We start from the raw sequence: 23,903 nt of genomic DNA on the forward strand, positions 1-23,903 counted from the left end.
CAGCGTTATTTCTGGCAGCTACGGCAGAAAAAGGTGCTGCGCTGCCCATGTTTAGCGCTTTCGATCGGCGTACCACATACGCGGCAAGGCTCACCGGCGCGGCCATAAACCTGTAACTCCTGAGCAAAGTAACCTGGCTTGCCATCGCTCTGCAGAAAATCACGTAGCGTGGTGCCGCCCTGCTCAATTGAGCGCAGCAGTACTGCTTTAATCACCTTAACCAGCAGCACGATCTCTTCATGATTCAGCGACATGGCTGGTCGATCGGGCAAGATCCCGGCGGCAAACAGCGACTCGCTGGCATAAATATTACCTACGCCCACCACCAGCTTATTATCCATCAGCCAGGGTTTGATAGCGGTACGTTTCCCGCGTGACTTTTCCAACAGATAGTCGGTATTAAACTGCTCGCTTAACGGCTCAGGACCCAGATGCGCCAGCACATTGCTCGCCTGCAAATCCTTACTCCACAGCCAGGCGCCAAAGCGGCGAGGATCGGTATAGCGCAGCACTTTACCATTGCTCATCACCAAATCGACATGATCGTGCTTTGCCGCAGGAATTGCCTCTGGCAGTACGCGCAGGCTGCCCGACATGCCAAGGTGAATAATAATCCAGCCTTCAGGCAGCTCCAGCAGCAGGTATTTTGCGCGACGCTGTACGCTCAGCACCGGCTGATCGCTCAATGCATGAATCTCCTGCGACACAGGCCAGCGTAAACGCGGATTACGCACCACCGCGTGCAGAATGGTTTCGCCTACCAGGTGCGGTTCAATGCCGCGACGGCTGGTTTCTACCTCAGGTAATTCAGGCATGACAGCTCCTCACGTTTTACGGTTTCATAAAAACAAAAAACCCGGCCGAAGCCGGGTTTTTCATGGAAGCTGCAATTATTTAATTTTAGCTTCTTTGTACATCACGTGCTGACGTACAACCGGATCGAACTTTTTCAGTTCCAGTTTTTCCGGCTTAGTACGTTTGTTCTTCGTGGTGGTATAGAAGTGACCTGTACCAGCAGAGGAAACCAGCTTGATCTTCTCACGAATACCTTTAGCCATGATTCAGTTCCTTAGTACTTCTCACCACGGGCACGCAGATCGGCCAGAACCGTATCGATGCCCTTCTTATCAATTACACGCATACCTTTAGCAGATACACGCAGAGTAACGAAACGTTTCTCGCTCTCAACCCAGAAACGGTGAGAGTGCAGGTTCGGCAGGAAACGGCGTTTCGTCGCGTTCATTGCGTGGGAACGGTTGTTACCGGTCACCGGACGCTTGCCAGTTACTTGGCAGACTCGTGACATGTCAATTCTCCAAAAATCAAATCAGCTCGAGCTTTAAAAATTAGGTCTTGGCCGCCTCGTCAGGCTTGTAGCCCATCCAGGCGAGTTCCATGTGAACCCGCTGAGCAGGCCTAAACGCCAAACCCGAGATTCTCAAAGGTGGCGTAGTATACGCCTTGTATTGCCAGCGCTCAAGTCCCGAACAGATAAAGATCCCTCTGGATCGCCGAAATAGCACAGAAAACAGGCATTTTTTTCTCTTAAAGCCAGCCGCGCTCGGCGAAAGAAACGTATTCTCCCCTGCCAATCACTAAATGGTCGAGCACACGAATATTCATCAGCAGGCAGGCTTGCTTTATACGCTGGGTAATATCCCGATCGGCGGCGCTTGGCTCGGCATGGCCAGACGGGTGATTGTGCGCCAGAATCAGCGCCGCGGCATTAAGTTTTAGCGCCACACGCACAATTTCGCGTGGATGTACCTCTACGCTGGCGATGGTGCCGGTAAACATCTGCTGAGCCTGCAGCACCCGATGCTGATTATCGAGAAAGATAGCCATAAAAATTTCGCGCTCCTGATGTGCCAGCACGCTTTGCAGATACTGCTGCGTCAGTTGAGGATTCTCCAGTACGTTTTCCCGCGCCAGCTGCGCATGGAAAAAACGTCGACCCAGCTCTGCTACGGCATGCAGCTGTGCCAGTTTGGCATTTCCCACGCCTTTAATTGTATCGAATGCGCTTTTTTCAGCGCTCATTAGCAAATAGAGAGAGCCAAACGTCGCCAGCAATTCATGCGCCAGGGCCATAACCGGCTTGCCGCATGTGCCGGTACGTAAAAAAATAGCCAGCAACTCCGCATCGCTTAGTGCTGATGCACCCATCTGCTCTAACTTTTCCCGGGGTTTTAACACGCGCCTCTCCTGCTGGCTGTTGTTACTATCTGGCCACTACTCTGCGCCTGCCAAAGCGATGCAGCCAGCGGCAGGATTTAACTTTTCGGGACAACTCGCAAAGGTGGCTGGATGCTAAACAGCATGGTCAACAGAATGTGTTAAAATCGCGCCATTGTGGCAGGCCTGGTTCGTCAAGAGGTCAATAAGGGCAGAAGCGAATATGATGGGATTAACCGGTAAACATATTGTATTGGGCGTCAGCGGCGGCATTGCGGCGTATAAAACGCCTGAACTGGTGCGGCGCTTGCGCGCTCGCGGCGCGGAAGTTCGCGTGGTGATGACCGAGGCCGCTAAAGCCTTTATCACACCGCTGTCGCTTCAGGCGGTTTCCGGTTACCCGGTTTATGATGATCTGCTTGATCCGGCGGCAGAGGCCGCAATGGGTCATATTGAGCTGGGTAAATGGGCAGACCTGGTGATCCTGGCACCCGCTACGGCGGATTTAATTGCACGCGTAGCGGCAGGCATGGCTAACGATCTGGTTACCACGCTCTGCCTGGCCACCGCTGCACCCATTGCCGTGGTGCCCGCCATGAATCAGCAAATGTACCGCGCCCTGGCCACCCAGGAAAACTTGCAGCGCCTCGCGGGACGCGGTGTGTTGATCTGGGGGCCGGATAGCGGCAGCCAGGCGTGCGGCGATGTGGGGCCGGGCCGCATGCTCGACCCGCTGGCAATAGTTGACCGCGCGGTAGCCTGGTCAATGCCCGTCAACGATCTGCAACACCTTAATATTATGATTACCGCTGGCCCAACGCGCGAAGCGCTGGACCCGGTGCGTTATATCTCTAATCACAGCTCGGGTAAGATGGGCTTCGCTATTGCCGCCGCTGCGGCCGCGCGTGGCGCCAATGTTACCCTGGTCGCTGGTCCGGTCGCGATGGCGACGCCCGCAGGCGTAACGCGTATCGACGTTACCAGCGCGCTAGAGATGGAAAAGGCGGTAATGTTGCATATTACGCAGCAAGATATTTTCATTGGCAGCGCAGCCGTGGCAGACTACCGCGCAGCAGAGGTCGCGTCAGAAAAAATCAAAAAGCAGGGTGATGAAATTACGCTGAAAATGGTAAAAAACCCCGATATTGTCGCAGGCGTTGGCGCTATGCAGGAAGGACGCCCCTATGTTGTAGGGTTTGCTGCTGAAACCCGTAATGTGGAAGAATACGCTCAACAAAAACGTGCGCGGAAAAATCTGGACCTGATCTGCGCCAATGATGTATCCAAATCCGGGCAAGGTTTCAACAGCGATACTAATGCTCTTCACCTTTTCTGGCAGGAGGGAGAAAAAGTTTTGCCTCTCGCAGATAAAACTCTCCTTGGCCAGCAATTATTAGACGAGATTGTCAGCCGTTATGATGAAAAAAATCGACGTTAAGATTATTGATGCGCGCGTAGGTAAAGAATTCCCTCTGCCGACCTATGCCACTTCCGGCTCCGCAGGCCTGGATTTGCGCGCCTGTCTTGATGCCCCGCAGGAGTTGGCGCCCGGCGCCACAACGCTACTGCCAACCGGCCTGGCGATTCATATTGCCGATCCCTCTCTGGCCGCCGTTATTTTGCCGCGCTCAGGCCTGGGTCATAAGCATGGCATTGTACTGGGCAACCTGGTTGGGCTGATTGACTCTGATTATCAGGGGCAGCTAATGGTTTCCGTATGGAACCGCAGCCAGGAGAGCTTTACTGTCCAGCCTGGCGAGCGCATTGCTCAACTGGTTTTCGTGCCGGTCGTGCAGGCAGAATTTAATCTGGTTGAAGATTTTGATGCCAGCGCGCGTGGTGAAGGCGGTTTCGGTCACTCCGGCCGGAATTAAACGCACAGCAACACCCTCCGCAACCCGACTTGTTTATTTTTCAGCACCGTGAGATGCCTTCTCACGGATGTTGCGTGGGCCTTTGCCCGTTTATGATAAATCTCAGGGGTTTATAACGTCATGGCAGAAAAAAAGAGCGCGAAAAGGAATCGTCGCGATGAAATCCTGCAGGCTCTGGCGCAAATGCTGGAATCCAGCGACGGGAGTCAGCGTATTACTACCGCTAAGCTGGCCGCTACGGTAGGCGTCTCCGAAGCTGCGCTTTACCGTCATTTTCCCAGTAAAACGCGCATGTTTGATAGCCTGATCGAGTTTATTGAAGATAGCCTGATTACCCGCATCAACGCGATTCTGAAAGATGAAAAAGAGACCATGACGCGTTTGCGTATGATCGTGCAGCTAATTTTAGGTTTTGGCGAGCTTAACCCTGGTCTGACGCGTATTCTTACCGGTCATGCGCTGATGTTCGAACAGGATCGTTTGCAGGGCCGCATTAACCAGCTTTTCGAGCGTATCGAAGCGCAGTTGAGGCAGGTGATGCGCGAGCGCAAAATGCGTGAAGGGCAAGGCTTTGCCACCGACGAAACGCTGCTTGCCAGCCAACTGCTGGCTTTTTGTGAAGGTATGCTGTCGCGCTTTGTGCGCTCAGAGTTCCGCTATCTGCCTACACAGGAGTTTGACGTACGCTGGCCGCTGTTAGCAGCACAGCTGGTATAGCGCGAGTGCATAAATGTCGCCGGGTCAGCACAAGCCCGGCGACACAGTAGCATCTACGCTTAGATACCGTAGGTTTGACGATAGCTACGTACTGCAGCCAGATGGTCAGCCATTTCAGGCTTTTCTTCGAGATATTCGATCAAATCACTTAGGGTGATAATGGCGGTAACGTGGCATTGATAGTCGCGCTCTACTTCCTGAATCGCTGATATTTCACCACGCCCCCGCTCCTGACGATCCAGTGAAATCAACACGCCGGCCAGGCTGGCCCCGTTAGTCGCGATAATTTCCATTGATTCACGGATGGCAGTGCCAGCGGTGATGACATCATCGACCAGCATTACGCGTCCCTGTAACGGACTGCCTACTAACGTTCCGCCCTCGCCGTGATCTTTGGCTTCCTTACGGTTAAAGCAGTAAGGCACGTCGCGCTGGTGATGATCCGCGAGCGCAACGGCCGTGGTCGTGGCGATGGGAATGCCTTTGTAAGCCGGGCCAAACAGCAAATCGAAGTCGACGCCGGAATCAACCAGCGCCTGCGCGTAAAAGCGGCCCAACAGTGCCAAGTCGCGTCCGGTATTAAACAGGCCAGCATTAAAGAAGTAGGGGCTTTTACGTCCCGATTTCAGGGTAAATTCGCCAAACTTTAATACCTGCTTGTTTAATGCAAACTCAATAAACTCACGCTGCCAGGCTTTCATCTTTACTCTCCTCGAAATTTAACGATAAAAAAGGCGACTCTCTGGTCGCCTGAAATAATTAGTTGCTTAGCGCCGCCTTCTGCGCCTGAATCAAGGTATCGATGCCGTCTCGCGCTAACGCCAGCAGCGTCAGCAATTCTTCGTGGCTGAAAGGTTCGCCTTCGGCTGTGCCCTGAACTTCAATCATGCGGCCATCTTCCATCATCACCACATTCATATCGGTTTCAGCCGCAGAGTCTTCGACATATTCCAGATCGCACAGCGCTTCGCCGTTAACAATGCCAACGGAAATCGCCGCTACCATGCCTTTCATCGGATTTTTTGCCAGCTTGCCGGCAGCAACCAGTGCATTCAGCGCATCTGCTAACGCCACACAGGCACCGGTAATGGAAGCTGTACGGGTACCGCCATCAGCCTGCAGCACATCGCAATCAAGAGTAATGGTATATTCACCCAGTGCTTTGAGATCCACTGCGGCGCGCAGCGAGCGCGCAATCAGACGCTGGATCTCAAGCGTACGTCCACCCTGTTTACCTTTTGCGGCTTCACGCGCATTGCGGCTGTGGGTTGAACGCGGCAGCATGCCGTATTCGGCGGTAATCCAGCCCTGTCCCTGACCTTTAAGGAAGCGCGGCACGCCCTCTTCTACGGTCGCGTTACAAAGCACTTTGGTATCGCCGAATTCAACCAGTACAGAACCTTCTGCATGTTTGGTGTAGTGACGAGTCAGGGTAACGGGACGCACCTGCTGTGTGAGACGGCCTGCTGGACGCATGGTTTTTCTCCGGCTTGCTAATATTGGCTGCGCATTATACGGTTTTAGCGCTGCTCTGCCTACCGGCCCCGGGCAAGCTTCCGGCTTAATAATTATCACAGCCCGCTGTCAGTCCAGCGTTTTACGGAAGGATTTCAACGCAATTCCTACCACAATAAGCGTAAGCAGACCCAGCGGCAGCAGATCGGTAAGCAGATCGCTAAAGCCATAACCTTTCAACATAATTCCCTTAGTCAAACGAATAAAATAGGTTAAGGGAAGGCATGACCCTATCCATTGCGCCCAGAATGGCATGCTAATAAAAGGGCTAATGAAACCGGAAAGCATAACGGAAGGAATAAAATAGAAAGAGGACATCTGCAAAGCCTGAAGTTGGTTTTGCGCGAGGCTTGAGATAGTAATGCCAATCGACAGACAGAGAAAAACGTAGATAAAGAGCACAAAAAAAAGCAAAAGAACACTTCCCAGCAGCGGAATATCAAATATATAAACGGCAAAGAGAAGAATCAGCAATGACTGAAAAATGCCGATTAGAACATAGGGAATAATCTTACCGGTAATAATTTCAAAGCTGGTCAAAGGTGAAATAAGCAGGTTCTCAATAGCACCGTTTTCCCGCTCTCGGGTAATCGCCAGCGCGGTCATTAGCACCAGCGTTGTACTGAGTATCGAGCCGATGATACCGGGGATAGTATTATATTGCGTGATCCCTTCTGGATTAAACATACGATGAATAACTAATTCAATATCATCTGGCTTTAATTCATTACGCAGCGAAGGGGGAAGATCATGCTGAAACATTGTTATTGCCGCCTGCGTCACTGCACTTAACGCACTGCCGATGGTTAATGGATCGATAGCGTCGCCCTGTATCAGTATCTGCGGCTTTTCTCCCCGCAGCATTTTATGAGTGAATCCCTGTGGAATAGTGATTATAAATATAACATTGCCCCGAACAAATGCAGAACGCGCCTCTATCTCTGACTCAACCGGAATCATCGAAAAATAGCCTGTATTTTGTGCCGCAGAAACAAAAACCTGGCTCAATTGCTCTGTATCATAATTTAACAGTGCGGTGGGAATATTCCGCGCATCCATATTAACCGCATAGCCAAGAATGGTTAGCTGAAGCAGCGGTGTAATTACTACCATAGCCATACTGATTTTATCGCGTCGCAGCTCATGAATTTCTTTAATCACTACGCCTATCCAGCGTAAAAAGGAAAAATTATTACTTATTGTTTTTAGCATTGTTTTTCATTAACCAGGTAAAGGCATCTTCCAGCGTCGTTTGCACTTTGCAAAACTCATAATCAGAAGCAACAGCGTGTGACAGTATTAGGTTTAATACCTTTTCATCTTTCGCCGTAACAAAGAGGCTATTACCGAAAATAACCGTTTGTTCAATACCTGGCATTTTCAGCAGCTCATTCTCCAGTTCCGTCAACCTTTTCCCGCTTATTTTGACCGTGGTTAAATTTTTCTGATGGATAATTGACCCAACGCTACCGTTAGCTAACAGATGCCCATAAGAAAGGTAGGCGACTTTATGGCATCGTTCAGCCTCATCCATATAATGCGTACTGACAAGGGTTGAGATACCCCGATCGGAAAGCTGATGAAGAATTTGCCAGAACTCGCGGCGCGCTTTGGGATCGACGCCGGCGGTGGGCTCATCCAGAAAAAGCAAAGCGGGATGATGCAGCGTGCAGGCAGCAAGTGCCAAACGCTGCTTCCAGCCGCCGGACAGAAATTTTGCCAACTGATGCTGGCGCGAGGTAAGCCCCAGCTCCTCTAATGTTTGATCCACACGCGCTTTACCCCGGGCCAGATTATAAATGCGCGTGATAAACAAAAGATTTTCCCGGATTGTTAAGTTGCCCCACATGGAAAAATGCTGGGTCATATAGCCGATATGATGTTTAATCTGTTCCCGCTGGGTAAATATATCCATGCCAAGACAGTGGCCTTTCCCTGAATCAGGGGTAATCAGCCCGCACATCATACGTATTGATGTTGTTTTCCCGCTGCCGTTTGGCCCTAGAAAACCATATATTTCGCCTTTCCTGACCGTCAGTGAAAAATCTTTTACTACATGATTAGCGCCAAAATATTTGTTCAAATTACTGACTTCAATGCATACATCACTCATTAAAAACAACCTCTATATTTACAGGCTGTCCTGTTTTTATATAGGGAAGATCTTCTTTCACGGGAATGGCCTCAGCCATAAACAAAAGCGTCTCTCTGCGCTGAGTACTGTAAATAACGGGCGGGGAAAACTCTGCCTGAGAACTAATATAGTTGATATGAGCTGATAACGTTTTGCTGCAGCCGTCGCAGTAAATCTTTAATTTCGTTCCACTATTTAATTCGCCCAGTCGATTTTCCGGCACATAAAAGCGCACCTTAATACTCTCAGGCGAAAGTAAACTCATAACGGGCTTACCCGCTGCAGGACGCTCTCCCGGCTGATAAAGAATGTCATAAACGGTCGCATTCTGTGGAGCAAACAGCGTTCTTTGTTGCAGATCCCAGCGTGCCTTATCGCGTTGTAATTTAGCCGACTCAACGCGCGATTTTTGATTATTAATTTCAGCCTGACGAGCAGGTAGCGCTTTTGCTTCCAGCTGGTATAGCAGCTCCTTAACCTGCGCTTTTTTTTGAACATACTCCTCTTTCGCGCGTTCCCATTCAGCAGTAGATATCATCTCTTCCGTATAAAGCCTCTGCTGCCTGTTAAATTGCCTCCTGGCCAGGCTGGCAGCCGACTTTGCTTTCTCAAGCTGTGCATAGATGACTTTCAGGGCAGACTCCCGCTCGCCCGTTTCTAAATTGTGCAGCAGCGCCTCTTCAGCGCGGACCTTCTCTTGCGCTATGCGAAGCGCATTTTCTGCTGGAAAATCATCCAGATGCATTAATTTCTGACCTTTATTTACCGTTTGACCTTTACTAACGTACAGCTCTTTTACTTCGCCGCTGAAAGGAAAAGAGAGATAAGTAAATTCTCCATAGGTATAGCCTGCCTGAACAAAAGAGCCGGAATCCTTACATCCGGGTAACAAGAATAAATAACACAAAAAAACAACAAGCTTTTTCTTTATCATATTTATGATTCCGGACACGCTATCGGGATAGAATAGCAAGTCTGTCTTAATGAACTTTAAAAATTGGGGCAGAGTTTGATCGCATCCAAAACTTATCTTTACTAAAGATATATTTATTTTTGAATCAAATAACGCTTCCCATAGTTTTCCTTAAGCTTATTTATTTCACAGATATTTAGCCCAGCAATAGAATTAAAGCTTTCATCCTCAACAAAACATAATAATTTCGATCCGCCTGTGCTATACCACTTAGCCGCTTGCTTATAAGGCCAGGGAAGATCGCAACCCTGCTCGCGCAACGTTGTATTAAGCTTTTTCCACTCCTCATTAAAGTTCTCACCGCTAAAAAAGTTAGCAATCTCCTCATCATCAACATTACTGTATTTCCGGGAAGGCGAACAAAAATCCTCATCTGAAGAGAGATAGCGTTGAAAGAAAGCCATCATCAGTTTTTTGGCATATTCTGGGAAATCTTGAGGAATGGTGAGGACACCCAGAAGGTACTTATAGTTTTTATGCTTTAACGCAACATGGAAGATGCCTTTCCAAAGCGCATCAAGAACATGGGTTTTTTGATATTGTTTTTGAATGAAACCCCGGCCAATTTCAATACTCTGACTCGCTATTAGTAAGAAGCTCTCTTTATAATTAAATAGTTCGTTACTATAGAGCCCTTTGAGTCCTTTTTTGGAAAGCTGCTCACCCGCCAGTACAAACCGATATGACCCAGCAATTTCTTGCTGTTCAGGATCCCAAACTATAATATGTTGATAATCCTTATCATAAACATCATTGTCATAACTATTTCCTGTTCCAGCCCCTATGTCACGGAAAGATATTTCTCGCAGGCGGCCCAGCTCTCGCAGAACAGGGGAATATTCCTCCCCCTGATGGCGATACAGTAAAACACTTTTCCCATCACGCAATGTTTTTAACACCTCACACTCTGTCAGCATCGCATTTAATCGTTGTTTGTCTACCGGAGCGGCAATCGGGGCGAGAACCGGCAAAGTGCCGGGAAGATTTTTTCCTGCTTTTTCAATGTGCTCCGGAAAGGATGCAGCAATAACTGCTGCAGACTCTCTATTAATGTCGAGCCTGGATACGTTTATCGGCTGAAGGATCTTTATCTGCAATGACTTACCTTTATGACGCAAGCATTCTCTGATAATCATCAAGTTAGAAAAAGGACGCCAGATCTTTGCCGTAATATAGTAGCGCCAGCTATTTAAGCCTTTGATGTTTACCGGAACTAAAATTGCATTATTTTTTTTCGCCAGGTGAAGGAAGCCAGAGTTCCAGGGAGCTTCCTGTAGTCCTGATCTTTGTAAGCCAGCTAATCTGCCCGAAGGAAAAATAATCAGCACGCCGCCTTTTTTAAGATGCGTATTCATTTCGCGGTACTGACCTGCGCTCATTTTTCCCTGCATATTCCTGATGCCAATCGTAAAATCGCCTGTTTTTGGCAGCATATAGGTAAGCACATGATTAGCCACTATTTTAATATCGTGCCTTACGCTGGAAACAGCCACTATCAAACCCAGACCATCTATAACTGTAGGATGATTAGCCACGATAATAACAGGCCCTTTGCGGGGCAGGTTGTTATAGCCTTTCGGATCCACATCCAGATGAATACGTAGCCTCTCAGCTACGGCCACTAACCACTCGATGCCGTTTTTGCTTTCAGCCTCTTTTATGCAGCGATAAAGTATATCTTGACCCACGGCCCACTTTGCTAATTTACGCAGAATAAAAGATAATTTTTTCCCGGGGAAGAACTCCTTGAGAATACTATCAGTTACATCCATTGTATTGTTGTCTCCTTAACATCCCTTTCATTTATTCATCTAACTCCCTTCAATTCATTTAATAATAAATCTTTAACCTTATCTGCATCCAACAAATTATTAGCCATTACTTATTTATTATCAGAAAAATATCCTTGAAGAAAAATACTTCAATAAAAAATATTTTTAAATCATAAATTTATTAAATCTCATTTAAAAACCGAAAGCAGGATCACTATTTATCAAGTAATGATTTCAGGCATCTGCACGATAAAGAAACAAGTCATTAAATCATTACTGACGCTTTCTAATAATGGGAATTTGGCAATCCATTTCACTCTTCACTAAACATGAATTTATTCATGAGCTATAAAATATATTCTCACCATTGCCATCCATTTTATTAAAAAGCACTATATCAGATCACTTCTATTTATTATCTTTACCTGCTTGTCAGGCTTATCATGTTCTTTTATTTAAGTCATCGATTGGCCTTCCGGTAGTAACACAGAATATAAACGCTCTGCTTAACTTTACTGCCACTTTTCACTTACTGTTTATAATTCCTATTTTTACCTGTTAAGAAGGAAGAGGCGTCGCTATAATCTATTAAACTTTCTTTAATACGGGTATGCAAAATGATTCGCAGTATGACCGCCTACGCCCGGCGTGAAACCAAAGGCGCATGGGGCAGCGCAGCATGGGAGCTGCGTTCCGTGAACCAGCGCTATCTTGAAACGTATATTCGCCTGCCGGAGCAGTTCCGCAGCCTGGAGCCGGTAATTCGGGAGCGCCTGCGTAATCGTCTGACGCGCGGAAAAATTGAATGCAATCTTCGCTTCGATGCCGATCCAGGCGCGCAAAGCGCATTAATCCTGAATCAGCCGCTGGCAAAGCAGCTACTGGAAGCCGCACAGTGGGTGAAACAGCAAAATGTTGATGGTGAGATTAACCCGGTTGATATATTGCGCTGGCCTGGCGTGATGTCCGCTCAGGAACAGGATTTAGATGCGATTAATGCGGAACTGATAGCCACCCTGGAGCTGGCGATTGATGATTTTATCGCCGCGCGTGAAAGCGAAGGCGCCGCGCTGAAAGGCATGATTGAGCAGCGCCTTGAGGGCGTGAACACTGAAGTGAAGAAAGTACGCGCCTGGATGCCGGAGGTGCTGAAATGGCAGCGCGAGCGGCTGGTGACTAAGCTTGAAGAGGCGGAGTTACAGTTGGACAACAATCGCGTTGAACAGGAGCTGTTGATGATGGCTCAGCGCATTGATGTTGCCGAGGAGCTTGACCGCCTCGAAGCGCACGTTAAAGAAACTTTTAACATCCTGAAAAAGAAAGAGGCCGTTGGCCGCCGTCTCGACTTCATGATGCAAGAGTTCAACCGTGAATCGAACACGCTGGCATCAAAATCAATTAACGCTGATATTACTGCTTCAGCAATTGAACTGAAGGTGCTGATTGAGCAGATGCGTGAGCAGATTCAGAATATTGAATAACGCCGCCAGTTAGCGAACCTGGTAACAGCTACCTTCATTGCCCGCTTTAATCGCGGGCTTTTTTATTTTCAATGGTTACCGCGTTACTCGCTTCAATCTGCGTTTGCTGACAAATAACCAGCAAACGGGACGTGAATGATTTCTGCACAAGATTTTACGCCTTTGCCTCATTCCCTTACGCTTTACGCAATGCTTAAATCGTTTCAGGCCCAATTTCGGAGGTAACATGCTGCCATCACACACACTAAGTCTGACCATTACACGCCATTGGCTGGATCTCTATGAAACTATCTGGAAACCAGAATATTTCCCAAAATGGGTTTCCCAGTTAGGCGAAGCGCCGTTACAGGCAGAAGGCAGTTACTGGAAAGCCAAAGGCACTGATGGAGCGTTAAAGGTCCGCTTTTCCGAGCACAACACCTATGGGGTAATGGATTACTGGATTGATAATGGTTTTGGTAAGGAGATCTATATGCCGATGCGTATTGTCCCTAATCAGGAAGGTGCGCAGGTGCTGCTGACCCATTTTCGTCAACCTTTAACCTCCGATGAAAAATTCCAACAGGAATTAGCACTACTGGAGCAGAACCTGCAGCGGCTTTATCAAGGCGTAACGGCCAGTTCCTGATATCGAAGCGCCAGAAAGCGTCATCCTGTTGACGCTTTTCCGCGTTATTAAGAAAGCAGCCCTGACGTCGCGTTTCATAAATATAATCAGTCGCGATACCAGATGCTCTTATCCTGCTGATTTTATCCAGGGCTGGGTTGGTAAAGAGTAATGTCATGACTCTGTTATACCGCCCTTATCAGATGGCACAGACGGCATTCAGGCTGCTTTTTAACCACTCTTTTTAGCTACCTCCGGATCTGATAAAAACTTAGCATGGAATAACCGTGCAGAAAGATTACACATTTCCATGTAAAATACAGGGATTTTGTTAACTCAACTTATCTATGAAGAATGCGATAAATCTGAAGTCTCAACTAAAAAAAATCAAATAATCAATAAACTAAACTCAAAACCCATGAATTTCCTCTCAACTCATTAAAGACTACTTAAGCGTTACTATTCCTTTTCTTAGCTGTTTTTTTTAATACATTCATTTCTAACATCCATTTACTACTGGATCTTTAGTTTCAGATATTTCTCATGGTGATTCTTAACAGGAAAAAAGTTATAAATCTTCCTGCACACAGCAATTTCTAATAATCAGACATTCCAGGAATTTCCTATGGAACGCATATCGCTGCAAGACTTTACTGAGCAAGAATTTGTTAATATTGCACGTAAAATATTATCAGCTGATTTCGAAACTACCGAAGGACTATTGCAAGCAGTGACGGAATTTGTTCTGTTAGCAGGACATCCAGCTGGTACCGATCTTATTCTTTATCCTCAGGATTTTAATATCAGCACACCACAAAGCATGGTGGATGTGATAAAAAGCTGGCGGACTCAGCATGGACTGCCTGGTTTCAGGGATGATTACCTTGCTATAGCCTTATAATAAAAAGCATTTTCATTTCTATAAAATAAAAATAATTTTAGGGTGTTACCTTTCCAACACCGCTCTTTTTAGCACCACGGATATACGATGTCTTTGAAACAAAAAGCAATTAATGGCGCAAAATGGTCAGCCATTTCTTCAGTAATGACGATTGGGCTTGGCATTTTGCAGCTAGCTCTGCTTGCCAGAATGATTGATCCGAAACAATTTGGTTTATTAACTATTGCTTTGGTTATTTTGACGCTGGTCGATACGCTTTCCGACTTTGGTTTATCCAACTCAGTTATACAGCGGAAAAGTATGTCTGAAACGGAGCTATCAACTTTATACTGGCTAAATATTTTTATTGGTCTGGCCGTTTTCGCCATTATCTATTTGAGTAGCCATGCTATTAGCGTATTACTTCAGCAACCAGAACTGAATGAGCTTATTGAGACGCTATCTGTTGCCTTTCTTATCATTCCGCAGGGACAGCAGTTTCGGGCTTTATTGCAAAAAGAGCTGGCCTTTACACTTATAGGGCGTACCGAGGTTATAGCAGCAATATCAGGTTTTGCTGTGACGTTACTTTCTGCTGTATGGTCACCCTCGGCACTTTGCGCTATCTGGGGATACCTGACAATGGTTTCCATACGCATGCTGCTGTTTTGTTACTACGGTGGAAAAATATACCGCCCTCAATTTGTTTTTGAGTTGAAGAGCGTACGCAGTAATTTACGTTACGGCGGCTATCTGACGGCAGATAGTTTGATTAACCAGCTTGGTATGAATATGCCTACTATACTGCTGTCACGCCTGCTGGGTGCGGTTGCAACCGGAGGATATAACCTGGCTTATAACCTTGCCGTTATGCCGCCTGCAAAGATCAACCCTATTCTGTCACGCGTGTTATTTCCCGCCTTTGCGCAGATGCAGGATGACCAGCCACGTTTACGACATAACTTCTATAAGATGTTATCAATCATGAGCCTGCTGAATTTCGTTGCGCTGTTGGGTATGGCTGGCATCGCTCATAATTTAGTGCTGAGCTTGTTTGGCGAGCGCTGGTTGTTTATTGCTCCGGTCCTGCAGATATTGTGTATCGCAGGCATTATGCGAGCCATTAACAACCCTGTAGGCGCCCTGGTAATGGCAAAAGGTGCGGTTGATATCAGTTCAAAGCTTAATGCGCTTCGGTTGGCGCTTTCTGTACCGGTTATCTGGGTAGGCGCGCAGTGGGGCGGGCTGACAGGTGCCACTATCGGTTTTACTGCGTTACAAATTTTGGCTATTTGCATTCTGAGGTAGGATCGCAAATTTAGCCAAGAATTGAAATCCATCCCCTTTTGTGCAAAATCTGGTTGACATTCGCAGATTGACTACAGTACCGTTCCGTGCAAAAGGTGGTTGGAGTCCAGAATGAACGAATTTACGGGATTGGCAGCTTCACAGGCTGACTTTATTTGGAAGAATGCGGAAGACCTTTGGGGGGACTTCAAGCATACGGATTTTGGCAAGATCATTTTGCCGTTTACCTTGCTGCGCCGCCTGGAGTGTGCGCTGGAGCCGACCCGCGAGGCGGTGAGAAAAGCGCATGACGCTTTCAAGGATGCCGATGTTGAGCTGGATACCATTCTGCGCTCAACCGCTGAATACCCCTTCTACAACACCTCTGAATACTCCCTCGGCACCTTGGGTAGCACCAAGACGCGCCGCAATCTGGAAGACTACATCGCCCTGTTTTCGGATAACGCCCGCGCTATCTTCGAGGAGTTTGAGTTTGGCAATACGGTGATCCGGCTGGAGAAAGCAGGCTTGCTGTACAAGATTTGCCAGAACTTCGCCAAGATCGACTTGCACCCGGACGTGGTTCCGGATCGGGTGATGAGTAACATCTACGAACACCTAATTCGCCGCTTTGGTGCCGAGGTCAATGAAGGGGCCGAGGACTTCATGACGCCGCGCGACATCGTTCACCTGGCGACCGCAATGCTACTTGACCCGGATGATGCCCTGTTTGAGGCCAGCCCCGGTTTGATTCGTACTTTGTATGACCCGACCTGTGGCACGGGTGGCTTCCTCACCGATGCCATGAACCATGTGGGCGACTACGGTAACCGCGACAAGATCCCGCCAGTACTGGTGCCGCACGGGCAGGAGTTGGAGCCGGAAACCCATGCGGTTTGTGTGGCCGGTATGCTGATCCGCCGTTTGGAGTCCGACCCTGGCCGAGATCTGTCGAAGAACATTCGTCAGGGCAGCACGCTGTCAAACGACCAGTTTGCCGGTGAGCGTTTCCACTACTGCCTGTCCAATCCGCCTTTCGGCAAGAAATGGGAGAAGGACAAAACCGCCGTCGAAGCGGAACACAAAAAAGGCGAGCTGGGCCGGTTTGGTCCGGGCCTGCCGAAAATTAGCGATGGCTCCATGCTGTTTTTGATGCATCTGGCGAGCAAGCTAGAACTGCCGATCAACGGCGGTGGCCGCGCCGCTATCGTGCTGTCGGGTTCGCCACTGTTTAACGGCGGTGCTGCGTCTGGCGAATCGGAAATACGCCGTTGGTTGCTGGAAGACGACCTGATTGAAGCCATTGTAGCTCTGCCAACGGATCTGTTCTTCCGCACCAATATCGCCACCTACCTGTGGATTCTGTCCAACAAGAAGCCGCAGGAGCGCAAAGGCAAGGTGCAGTTGATCAACGCTACCGACCTGTGGACTGCAATCCGCAACGAGGGCAACAAGCGCCGTATTGTCAGCGATGAGCAGCGCCGCCAGATTCTGGACATCTACGCCGCAGGCGAAACCGGTGCGCTTTCCCGGATGCTGGACTACCGTACCTTTGGCTACCGCCGAATCAAGGTCCTGCGCCCGCTGCGCATGACCCTGGAGCTGGATAAGGTGGGCATGGAGCGGCTGGAAGCCGAAGCTGCCTGGGAAAAGCTCTCTGACGCGCATCAGACATTCTGGCGCGAAGCCCTCAAGCCGTTGATCGGGCAAACGCAGCCCTATAGCTGGGCAGAAACCTTTGTTAGGAACTCGATCAAGTCCGACGAAGCCAAGCAGCTCAAGGTCAAATCCAGCAAAACATTGATCATCGCGCTGATCAACGCCTTTGGTCACAAAGACCCGAAAGCCGAGCCAGTCACGGATTCCAACGGCGAGCTGGTGCCAGACACAGATTTAACTGATTACGAGAAGGTCCCCTATCTGGAGGACATCGACGACTACTTTGCTCGCGAAGTGCTTCCTCATGTGCCGGATGCCTGGATGGATGAGAGCTTTACCGATGCCAGAGATGGTCAATTGGGCCGCGTTGGCTACGAGATCAACTTCAACCGCTTCTTCTACCAGTACCAGCCGCCGCGCAAGCTGCAAGATATTGATGAAGACCTGAAGCAAGTAGAAGCCGAGATTGCCGCGCTACTGGCGGAGGTGGCCAGCGAATGAGCCAGTACAGAGCATATCCCGCGTATAAGGATTCCGGTATTGAGTGGATTGGGCAGGTGCCTGAGCATTGGAAGGTAGCGAGAGTCAAGCGACTGGCGTCATTGCGCAATGAACGACGAAATGATGTATCTACTGATACCATTTATATCGGACTTGAGGATGTAGAAGCAGGATCAGGGCAGTACAAGCCAACGAATGGAAGCTCTCGTCAATCAGAAGATTCAACTGTAGGCATCTTTTATGAAGGGGATGTCCTGTACGGTAAGCTGCGTCCATATTTGCGAAAAGCCATTATTTCAGAGATGGCAGGGTGCTGCTCAACAGAGTTTTTGGTTCTGAGGGCTGAAAAAACAGAACCCAGATGGCTGCAAGAATGGCTTTTAACTCCTGATGTAACGCATCAAATAGAGTCAGGATGCGAGGGAGCCAAAATGCCTCGTGCAGATTGGGGGCATATCGGTTCAATTGAAGTTGTATACCCAGATCAGCCTGAGCAAGCGCAAATACTAACCACCCTCGACCGCGAAACCGCCCGTATTGATGCGCTTGTCGAGAAGAAAACCCGCTTTATCGAGCTACTGAAGGAAAAGCGTCAGGCGCTGATTACCCATGCGGTCACCAAGGGGCTAGACCCCAACGTGAAGATGAAGGATTCCGGCGTTGAATGGATTGGGCAGGTGCCGGAACATTGGGCGGTCCCAGCGCTAAAATTTTTGCTATCAACTCCAATTACAGATGGCCCTCATGAGACGCCGGTTCCGGCAGAACCGCAGAATGGCATCGTGTTTATATCTGCCGAGGCAGTGTCATCCGGAAGAATCAATTTCAGCAAAGCTTGGGGATATATATCTCGAGCCGACCATAAGCGTTATTCACGAAAGTATAAGCCGCAACAAGGCGATATTTACATGGTCAAATCGGGTGCAACAACCGGAATCACAGCCATGGTTGAAGATAATCGCGAGTTCAACATATGGTCTCCTCTTGCTGCTATTCGCGCCAATTCCGAGACGGCACCAAAATTCTTGCTATATGCATTGCGCTCAACAGAGTTTCAAGCCGGTGTTACGCTGAACTGGAGCTATGGAACGCAACAAAACATAGGCATGAATGTTCTGGAGAATTTGCCATTGCCAATTCCTCCATATAAAGAACAAGCCACCATCGTGGCCACCCTCGACAGTGAAACAGCCCGCATTAATGCTCTGATTAGCAAGGCTGAACAAAGTATCACCCTGCTCAAAGAACGCCGCGCCGCCTTTATCACCGCCGCTGTCACCGGCCAGATTGATTTGCGAGGAAAACAATAAATGCAATCAGCAGCACATCAGGAAAAACACTTCCAGCAATACATCATCGACCGGTTGGTAGAGCAGGGCTGGAAGCTGGGTGATTCCAAGTTCTACGACACCGCGCGGGCGGTGTACCCCGAAGACCTGGAAAACTGGATCAAAACCAGCGGCCAGCAGGAAAAATGGGACAAGCTGGAACGGCTCAACGGGGCCAAAACCCTTGAAGTGCTGATGGACCGCTTGGATAAAGCACTGGAGAAACAAGGCACCATGCAGGTGTTGCGCCAGGGCTTTTCTATTGCCGGTTGCGGCCTGATCGAGATGACCGAGGCCGCACCGGAAGACAAGCGCAATGCAGCAGTCATTGAGCGCTACCAGGCCAATATCCTGCGCGTGGTGCCGGAGCTGAAGTATCACCCGGCCCGTGAATTTGCCATTGATCTGGTGCTGTTTATCAATGGTCTGCCGGTGGCAACCGTCGAACTGAAGACCGACTTCACCCAGTCCTGCGAAGCGGCCATGGATCAGTACCGCAATAATCGCCTGCCATATGACGCCAAGACCAAACGCAGGGAACCGCTGCTGACCTTCAAGCGTGGGGCGGTGGTACATTTCGCCATGTCCGACTCTGAAATCATGATGGCGACCAAGCTGGATGGAGAAAACACCTTCTTTCTGCCGTTCAATAAGGGGCGCAAGAACGAAAGCGGCACGGTACATGCGGGTAACCCGCCAGGTGAGATTAAGGCCGATGGTACTCAGGAATACCCTGTAGCCTACTTCTGGGAGGAGGTCTGCCAGCCGGATGCCTGGCTGCGGATTTTCCATAGCTTTGTCTACGTCGAGAAAAAGGACGTGGTGGATATTCAGGGCAACTGGTCGAAGAAAGAAACCCTGATTTTCCCGCGCTTTCACCAATGGACGGCAGTGAACCAGATGCTGGCCGATGCCCGCGAAAACGGCGCAGGCATGACCTACCTGTGTGACCACAGCGCCGGTTCCGGCAAGACCAGTACCATTTCCTGGACGGCTCATGACTTGGTGAAACTGCGCGAAGATAACGGCGACGCGGTATTTAACAGCGTGATCATTGTCACCGACCGTAATGTGCTGGACGGCCAGCTTCAGGACGCGGTGAAGCAGATTGACCATCAGTTTGGGGTGATCGCCGCCATTGACCGGCAGAAGTCATCCAAGTCCAAGAGCAAGCAGCTCTCGGAGGCCTTGTTGTCTGGCACGCCGATTGTGGTGGTAACGATCCAGACCTTCCCCTACGCGATGGAAGCTATCATCACTGACAAGGCCTTGAAAGGGAAAAACTTTGCTGTGATCATTGATGAGGCGCATAACTCGCAGACAGGCTCTACCGCTGCTAAGCTGCAAGCCGCGCTGGGGATGAGCGGACAAGGCAAGATGTCCACCATGACGGTGGATGAACTGCTAGAGCAACTGCAAAAGTCCCGCGCCCGCCCGGACAATATCAGCTACTTCGCCTTTACCGGCACGCCCAAGCACTCCACTTTGATGCTGTTCGGTCGCCCGACAGATCCAAGCCAACCGGCCTCAGACGATAACCCGCCGCAAGCCTTCCACCTGTACACCATGCGCCAGGCCATTGAGGAGAAATTCATTCTCGATGTGTTGAACGGCTATGTGCCCTACAAAACGGCCTTCAACCTTTCCAAGCAGCTTGAAGACAGCAAGCGGGTAAGCGGCAAGGCCGCCAAACGCGCCCTGGCACAGTGGATGTCATTGCACCCCACCAATGTGACCCAGAAGGTACAGTTTATCGTTGAGCACTTCACCAAGAACGTCGCCCACCGGCTGGATGGCAAGGCCAAGGCGATGGTCGTGACCAGCTCCCGTGCCGCTGCCATTCGCTACAAGAAGGCGTTTGACCGCTATATCGAGCAGCACAGCGAGTACGGCTTTATTCATTCACTGGTGGCCTTCTCCGGCAAGATGACCGGTAAGCAGGTGATGCACCAGGATGACAGCGAGTTCAAGGATGATGTGTTTATCGTCGATGAGAACGAGGAGTTCACCGAGCAGAGCATGAACCCGGATGTCCACGGGCAGGATTTGCGCTTTGCCTTTGACCGCCCGGAATACCGGGTGATGTTGGTGGCCGACAAGTTCCAAACCGGCTTTGACCAGCCCAAACTGGTCGCCATGTATGTGGACAAGAAAATCGCCAACCATGTGGAGATTGTGCAGACCTTCGCCCGCCTGAACCGGACGGCACCTGGGAAAGATGAGGTCTTTATCATCGACTTCGTGAACGATCCGGAGAACGTGCGTAAGGCCTTTGCCACCTATGACAAGGGCGCTCACATCGGCGAAGTGCAAGACCTCAATGTGGTCTACGAGATCAAGGAGCGACTGGACGAGCACGGCCTGTACGACGAGAAGGACTTGGCCGCGTTCAAAGAAGCCCGCTTCAAGACCATACGCGACATCACCCATACTAAATCGCCACAGCACAAGGCGCTGTATGCCGCTACGGCTGGAGCGACGGCCTTGTATAACGACAAGATGAAAATGCTGCGCGATGGCATGGCAACCTGGGAAGCAGCGTTTGAGAAGGCCCGTGCCAAGGGTGACGAGGCGGGCATGAAGTCTGCTGATCACCACCAGGATGAGTATGCCGAGCAAATCAAGGCGCTGATGGGCTTCAAGTCGGACCTGGGGCGCTTCTGCCGTACCTATTCCTATATCGCCCAACTGATTGATTTTGGCGACCCGGAGTTGGAAAACTTTGCCGCTTTCGCCAAGCTGCTGCAAAAGCGCCTTCAGCACGAAGCACCGGAAACCGTGGACTTGACAGGCCTGGTGCTTACTGGCTTTGACATCAATGCTCGACCCGATGACGTAGAAGACGAAGGCAAAACCCCGGTATTGCAACCAGCAGGTGCAGGCGGTGGTGGCGCGGCAGGCGACAAGCCTAAATTCGTCAAAGAAATTATCGAGAGGCTCAACAGCCTGTTTGGTGAGGCGACGCCGATCCATGATCAAGTGGCTTTCGTTAATCAGATTTCAGCGATTACCGGTGAAAGCGATGTCGTCATGGCTCAGGTGGAAAGCAACACCCGTGAGCAGGCTATGAAAGGCAACCTCCCCGGTGCTGTTCAGCAAGCGGTTGTTCGTGCTTTGTCCAGTCATCAGAAGCTGGCAACCCAGGTGCTCAAGTCTGACCGTCAGGGCATGACCGCATTGGTTGATATGGTGTATGACCTGCTGCGCGAAGGCAAAGACATCGACCTGGATATGGATTAAGCCTATGCTTGACCTGCTGAATCTGCCAGGCATCAAGCCGGTCGATATGCGCCACGAAAGCAAGTGCCTTGTGATAGTTGCTGAGCCGGTAACGGTCGAGGTGCCGTTATGTGGGAACTGCAACACCCCTATGCACAGACACGGTACGCGCAAAAACAAGTTCATGGACACGCCGTTGTACATGGAGCCCGTCCGCCTTGAAGTTCAGCGCCCGCGCTTTCGCTGTGAGTCGTGCGGAAAAATGTCCATGCCGGAGTTGAGTTTTCTGGATGATAAACGCCGAGCCACCAAACGGCTGATCGATGTTATTCGGCAACAGTGCCTGGGAACCACCTTCCATGCTTTAGCCGAGCAAACCGGTGTGGCGGTGAACACCGTCAAGAACATCGCTCACGATCTCATTGAGGAACTCTCCCAAACCGTTCGTTACGAAACCCCGGTCATCATGGGTATCGACGAAGTGAACCTGGCCGGCGGGTATCGCTGTGTAATCACCAATCTGGCAACCAACAACGTCTTTAATATGTTGGAGCATCGTACTCAAGAGCACCTGAAGCCCTTCTTCAAGGATTTGCCGGATGCTGACAAGGTGGAATGGGTCTGTACGGATATGTGGCGACCCTTCAAGCGTTCCTTTGCTCAGTATCTGCCCAACGCCAAACTGGTGATCGACAAGTTCCATGTCGTCAAGATGGCCTCTGAAGCCCTGGAAGCGGAGCGCAAGAACTATCAGGCACAGTTAAGCAAAGAAGATCGGATTTATGTCAAAAAGTCCATTCGCTGGCTCACCCTGAAGCGGCCCGGCAACCTGACGCCCGCGGAGCAAAAGGCGCTGGAGGTTGTAAAGCAGGCGATCCCAGAACTTGCCGTGGCCTATGACTTCAAGGAAGCCTTCTTCTGCATCTACGACGAACCCGACAAACAGAGCGCTCAGAACGCCTTTGAGGCTTGGGAGAACAGCCTGCCGCCTTATGGCATGGAGCCTTTCAAAAAACTGGTGAAAACGGTACACAACCATTACGACGACATCTTTGCCTACTGGGATGCGCCGTTCTCAATCACCAATGGCTATACCGAAGGGCTCAACGGCTTGATCAAGATGTCCAACCGGTTAGGTCGGGGTTACAGCTATGACATCATCCGTGCAAAGACGTTGTACTCCAAAGAAGCCCGCAAGGTCGGCAGTGGTATTCGAGCAGGACGAGGCAAGGTCGAGTATGGGCCGCACATTCCGACATTGTTGAAGCAGGCAGAAGGTGGAGAGTTGGATTAACGCGAGAGAGGGCGCGTCTGAGAATCCAACCAATGTTAGATTCTCGCAGGGTGGTGAAAAACAGAAAAATCCAACCAGAAGCAGTTTTTTGTCCGACTAAGAATCAAGGGTTAGAATGGATGAATTCCAACCCTAGAATGCAAATAGCCCAAATTTTCACCGCGCTAACAAACTATTTTGTATTAATACGCCCAATTCTGGGTGCCAGCGCTAAAGCTTATTTAACCAGCCAGTGGCTGCCGCTGCGTATGGCGCTGCCAACGCTTTGCATCAGCTACGCGCTTGGCTACGGATTAGAAGAGCTGCTGACGGTTGCGCTTACGCTTACCATTCAAATTGCCGCTGGCGGACTGGTTTGGGTTTTAATGCTCTTAAGGAGTCAGGATCCGCTGATACTTGAACTCAAACAGATTGTGTTGCGTAAAACGAGCACAGCCAGGACGTTAAAAAACAATGAAAAATTAATATAATAATAAAAGCTGTTAAT

The 23,903-nt window shown here is 49.6% G+C and carries 22 protein-coding genes; 12 read left to right on the top strand and 10 right to left on the bottom strand.

Going from position 1 to position 23,903, the window contains the following annotated elements; translation table 11 throughout:
- Positions 1-5: 5 nt before the first annotated feature.
- From mutM to radC, 4 genes are all read right to left on the bottom strand, one after another.
- Complete coding sequence (mutM, locus tag ACQE3Y_RS18105) at positions 6-815, bottom strand: bifunctional DNA-formamidopyrimidine glycosylase/DNA-(apurinic or apyrimidinic site) lyase (RefSeq protein ID WP_426982195.1); 810 nt, start codon at positions 813-815, stop codon at positions 6-8.
- 75 nt (positions 816-890) lie between these two features.
- Positions 891-1,058 (bottom strand): 50S ribosomal protein L33, encoded by a 168-nt coding sequence (gene rpmG, locus ACQE3Y_RS18110; RefSeq protein ID WP_013094893.1) that lies wholly within the window; start codon positions 1,056-1,058, stop codon positions 891-893.
- Between the two features lie 11 nt (positions 1,059-1,069).
- Positions 1,070-1,306, bottom strand: coding sequence for a 50S ribosomal protein L28 (gene rpmB, locus ACQE3Y_RS18115; protein WP_038629143.1), 237 nt, complete (start codon positions 1,304-1,306; stop codon positions 1,070-1,072).
- A 239-nt stretch (positions 1,307-1,545) separates the two neighbouring features.
- Entirely contained in the window at positions 1,546-2,196 is a 651-nt protein-coding gene (gene radC, locus ACQE3Y_RS18120) for a RadC family protein (RefSeq protein ID WP_426974916.1), read from the bottom strand.
- Positions 2,197-2,398: 202 nt separating this feature from the next.
- Between radC and coaBC the strand changes: the two genes are divergently transcribed.
- The 3 genes from coaBC to slmA all read left to right on the top strand — a co-directional run bounded on the left by coaBC (position 2,399) and on the right by slmA (position 4,766).
- Complete coding sequence (coaBC, locus tag ACQE3Y_RS18125; RefSeq protein ID WP_426982196.1) at positions 2,399-3,613, top strand: bifunctional phosphopantothenoylcysteine decarboxylase/phosphopantothenate--cysteine ligase CoaBC; 1,215 nt, start codon at positions 2,399-2,401, stop codon at positions 3,611-3,613.
- A complete protein-coding gene (gene dut, locus ACQE3Y_RS18130; protein ID WP_426974914.1) occupies positions 3,591-4,049 on the top strand; it encodes a dUTP diphosphatase in 459 nt (152 codons plus the stop codon). The genes coaBC and dut overlap by 23 nt, the downstream gene beginning before the upstream one ends.
- A 120-nt stretch (positions 4,050-4,169) precedes the next feature.
- Entirely contained in the window at positions 4,170-4,766 is a 597-nt protein-coding gene (gene slmA / locus ACQE3Y_RS18135) for a nucleoid occlusion factor SlmA (RefSeq protein WP_085069285.1), read from the top strand.
- Positions 4,767-4,825: 59 nt separating this feature from the next.
- Here slmA and pyrE read toward each other — a convergent pair whose 3' ends face one another.
- The 6 genes from pyrE to ACQE3Y_RS18165 form a co-directional block, all read right to left on the bottom strand.
- A complete protein-coding gene (pyrE, locus tag ACQE3Y_RS18140) occupies positions 4,826-5,467 on the bottom strand; it encodes an orotate phosphoribosyltransferase (protein WP_426974913.1) in 642 nt (213 codons plus the stop codon).
- A gap of 58 nt (positions 5,468-5,525) precedes the next feature.
- Positions 5,526-6,242 carry a ribonuclease PH gene (gene rph, locus ACQE3Y_RS18145; protein WP_085069282.1) on the bottom strand — a complete coding sequence of 239 codons (717 nt, stop codon included), beginning with the start codon at positions 6,240-6,242 and terminating at the stop codon, positions 5,526-5,528.
- Between the two features lie 108 nt (positions 6,243-6,350).
- The gene (locus ACQE3Y_RS18150) at positions 6,351-7,493 is read right to left on the bottom strand and encodes an ABC transporter permease (protein WP_426982197.1); all 1,143 of its coding nucleotides are present in this window, start codon (positions 7,491-7,493) and stop codon (positions 6,351-6,353) included.
- Positions 7,474-8,394 carry an ABC transporter ATP-binding protein gene (locus ACQE3Y_RS18155; protein ID WP_426982198.1) on the bottom strand — a complete coding sequence of 307 codons (921 nt, stop codon included), beginning with the start codon at positions 8,392-8,394 and terminating at the stop codon, positions 7,474-7,476. Before ACQE3Y_RS18155 ends, ACQE3Y_RS18150 begins: the two co-directional genes overlap by 20 nt.
- Entirely contained in the window at positions 8,387-9,349 is a 963-nt protein-coding gene (locus tag ACQE3Y_RS18160) for an HlyD family secretion protein (protein ID WP_426982199.1), read from the bottom strand. Before ACQE3Y_RS18160 ends, ACQE3Y_RS18155 begins: the two co-directional genes overlap by 8 nt.
- A 113-nt stretch (positions 9,350-9,462) precedes the next feature.
- Entirely contained in the window at positions 9,463-11,160 is a 1,698-nt protein-coding gene (locus ACQE3Y_RS18165) for a lysophospholipid acyltransferase family protein (protein ID WP_426982200.1), read from the bottom strand.
- A 617-nt stretch (positions 11,161-11,777) separates the two neighbouring features.
- Between ACQE3Y_RS18165 and ACQE3Y_RS18170 the strand changes: the two genes are divergently transcribed.
- The 9 genes from ACQE3Y_RS18170 (at position 11,778) to ACQE3Y_RS18210 (ending at position 23,886) form a co-directional block, all read left to right on the top strand.
- Positions 11,778-12,641 (top strand): YicC/YloC family endoribonuclease, encoded by an 864-nt coding sequence (locus tag ACQE3Y_RS18170; RefSeq protein WP_426982201.1) that lies wholly within the window; start codon positions 11,778-11,780, stop codon positions 12,639-12,641.
- A gap of 226 nt (positions 12,642-12,867) precedes the next feature.
- Positions 12,868-13,269, top strand: coding sequence for a polyketide cyclase (locus ACQE3Y_RS18175; RefSeq protein WP_426974907.1), 402 nt, complete (start codon positions 12,868-12,870; stop codon positions 13,267-13,269).
- Positions 13,270-13,873: 604 nt separating this feature from the next.
- Entirely contained in the window at positions 13,874-14,149 is a 276-nt protein-coding gene (locus ACQE3Y_RS18180) for a bacteriocin immunity protein (protein ID WP_426974906.1), read from the top strand.
- 87 nt (positions 14,150-14,236) lie between these two features.
- Complete coding sequence (locus ACQE3Y_RS18185) at positions 14,237-15,436, top strand: MOP flippase family protein (protein ID WP_426982202.1); 1,200 nt, start codon at positions 14,237-14,239, stop codon at positions 15,434-15,436.
- A gap of 111 nt (positions 15,437-15,547) precedes the next feature.
- Positions 15,548-17,575 (top strand): type I restriction-modification system subunit M, encoded by a 2,028-nt coding sequence (locus ACQE3Y_RS18190; protein ID WP_426982203.1) that lies wholly within the window; start codon positions 15,548-15,550, stop codon positions 17,573-17,575.
- Positions 17,572-18,885: a restriction endonuclease subunit S gene (locus ACQE3Y_RS18195; protein WP_426982204.1), complete on the top strand. Its 1,314-nt coding sequence runs from the start codon at positions 17,572-17,574 to the stop codon at positions 18,883-18,885. The genes ACQE3Y_RS18190 and ACQE3Y_RS18195 overlap by 4 nt, the downstream gene beginning before the upstream one ends.
- Positions 18,886-22,143 carry a type I restriction endonuclease subunit R gene (locus ACQE3Y_RS18200; protein ID WP_426982205.1) on the top strand — a complete coding sequence of 1,086 codons (3,258 nt, stop codon included), beginning with the start codon at positions 18,886-18,888 and terminating at the stop codon, positions 22,141-22,143.
- A 4-nt stretch (positions 22,144-22,147) separates the two neighbouring features.
- Positions 22,148-23,416 (top strand): ISL3 family transposase, encoded by a 1,269-nt coding sequence (locus ACQE3Y_RS18205; protein ID WP_426982206.1) that lies wholly within the window; start codon positions 22,148-22,150, stop codon positions 23,414-23,416.
- Between the two features lie 32 nt (positions 23,417-23,448).
- A complete protein-coding gene (locus ACQE3Y_RS18210) occupies positions 23,449-23,886 on the top strand; it encodes a hypothetical protein (RefSeq protein WP_426982207.1) in 438 nt (145 codons plus the stop codon).
- The last annotated feature ends 17 nt before the right edge of the window (positions 23,887-23,903 follow it).

The sequence above is a fragment of the Pantoea sp. FN0305 genome (assembly GCF_050113845.1).
GTDB lineage: Bacteria > Pseudomonadota > Gammaproteobacteria > Enterobacterales > Enterobacteriaceae > Mixta > Mixta alhagi.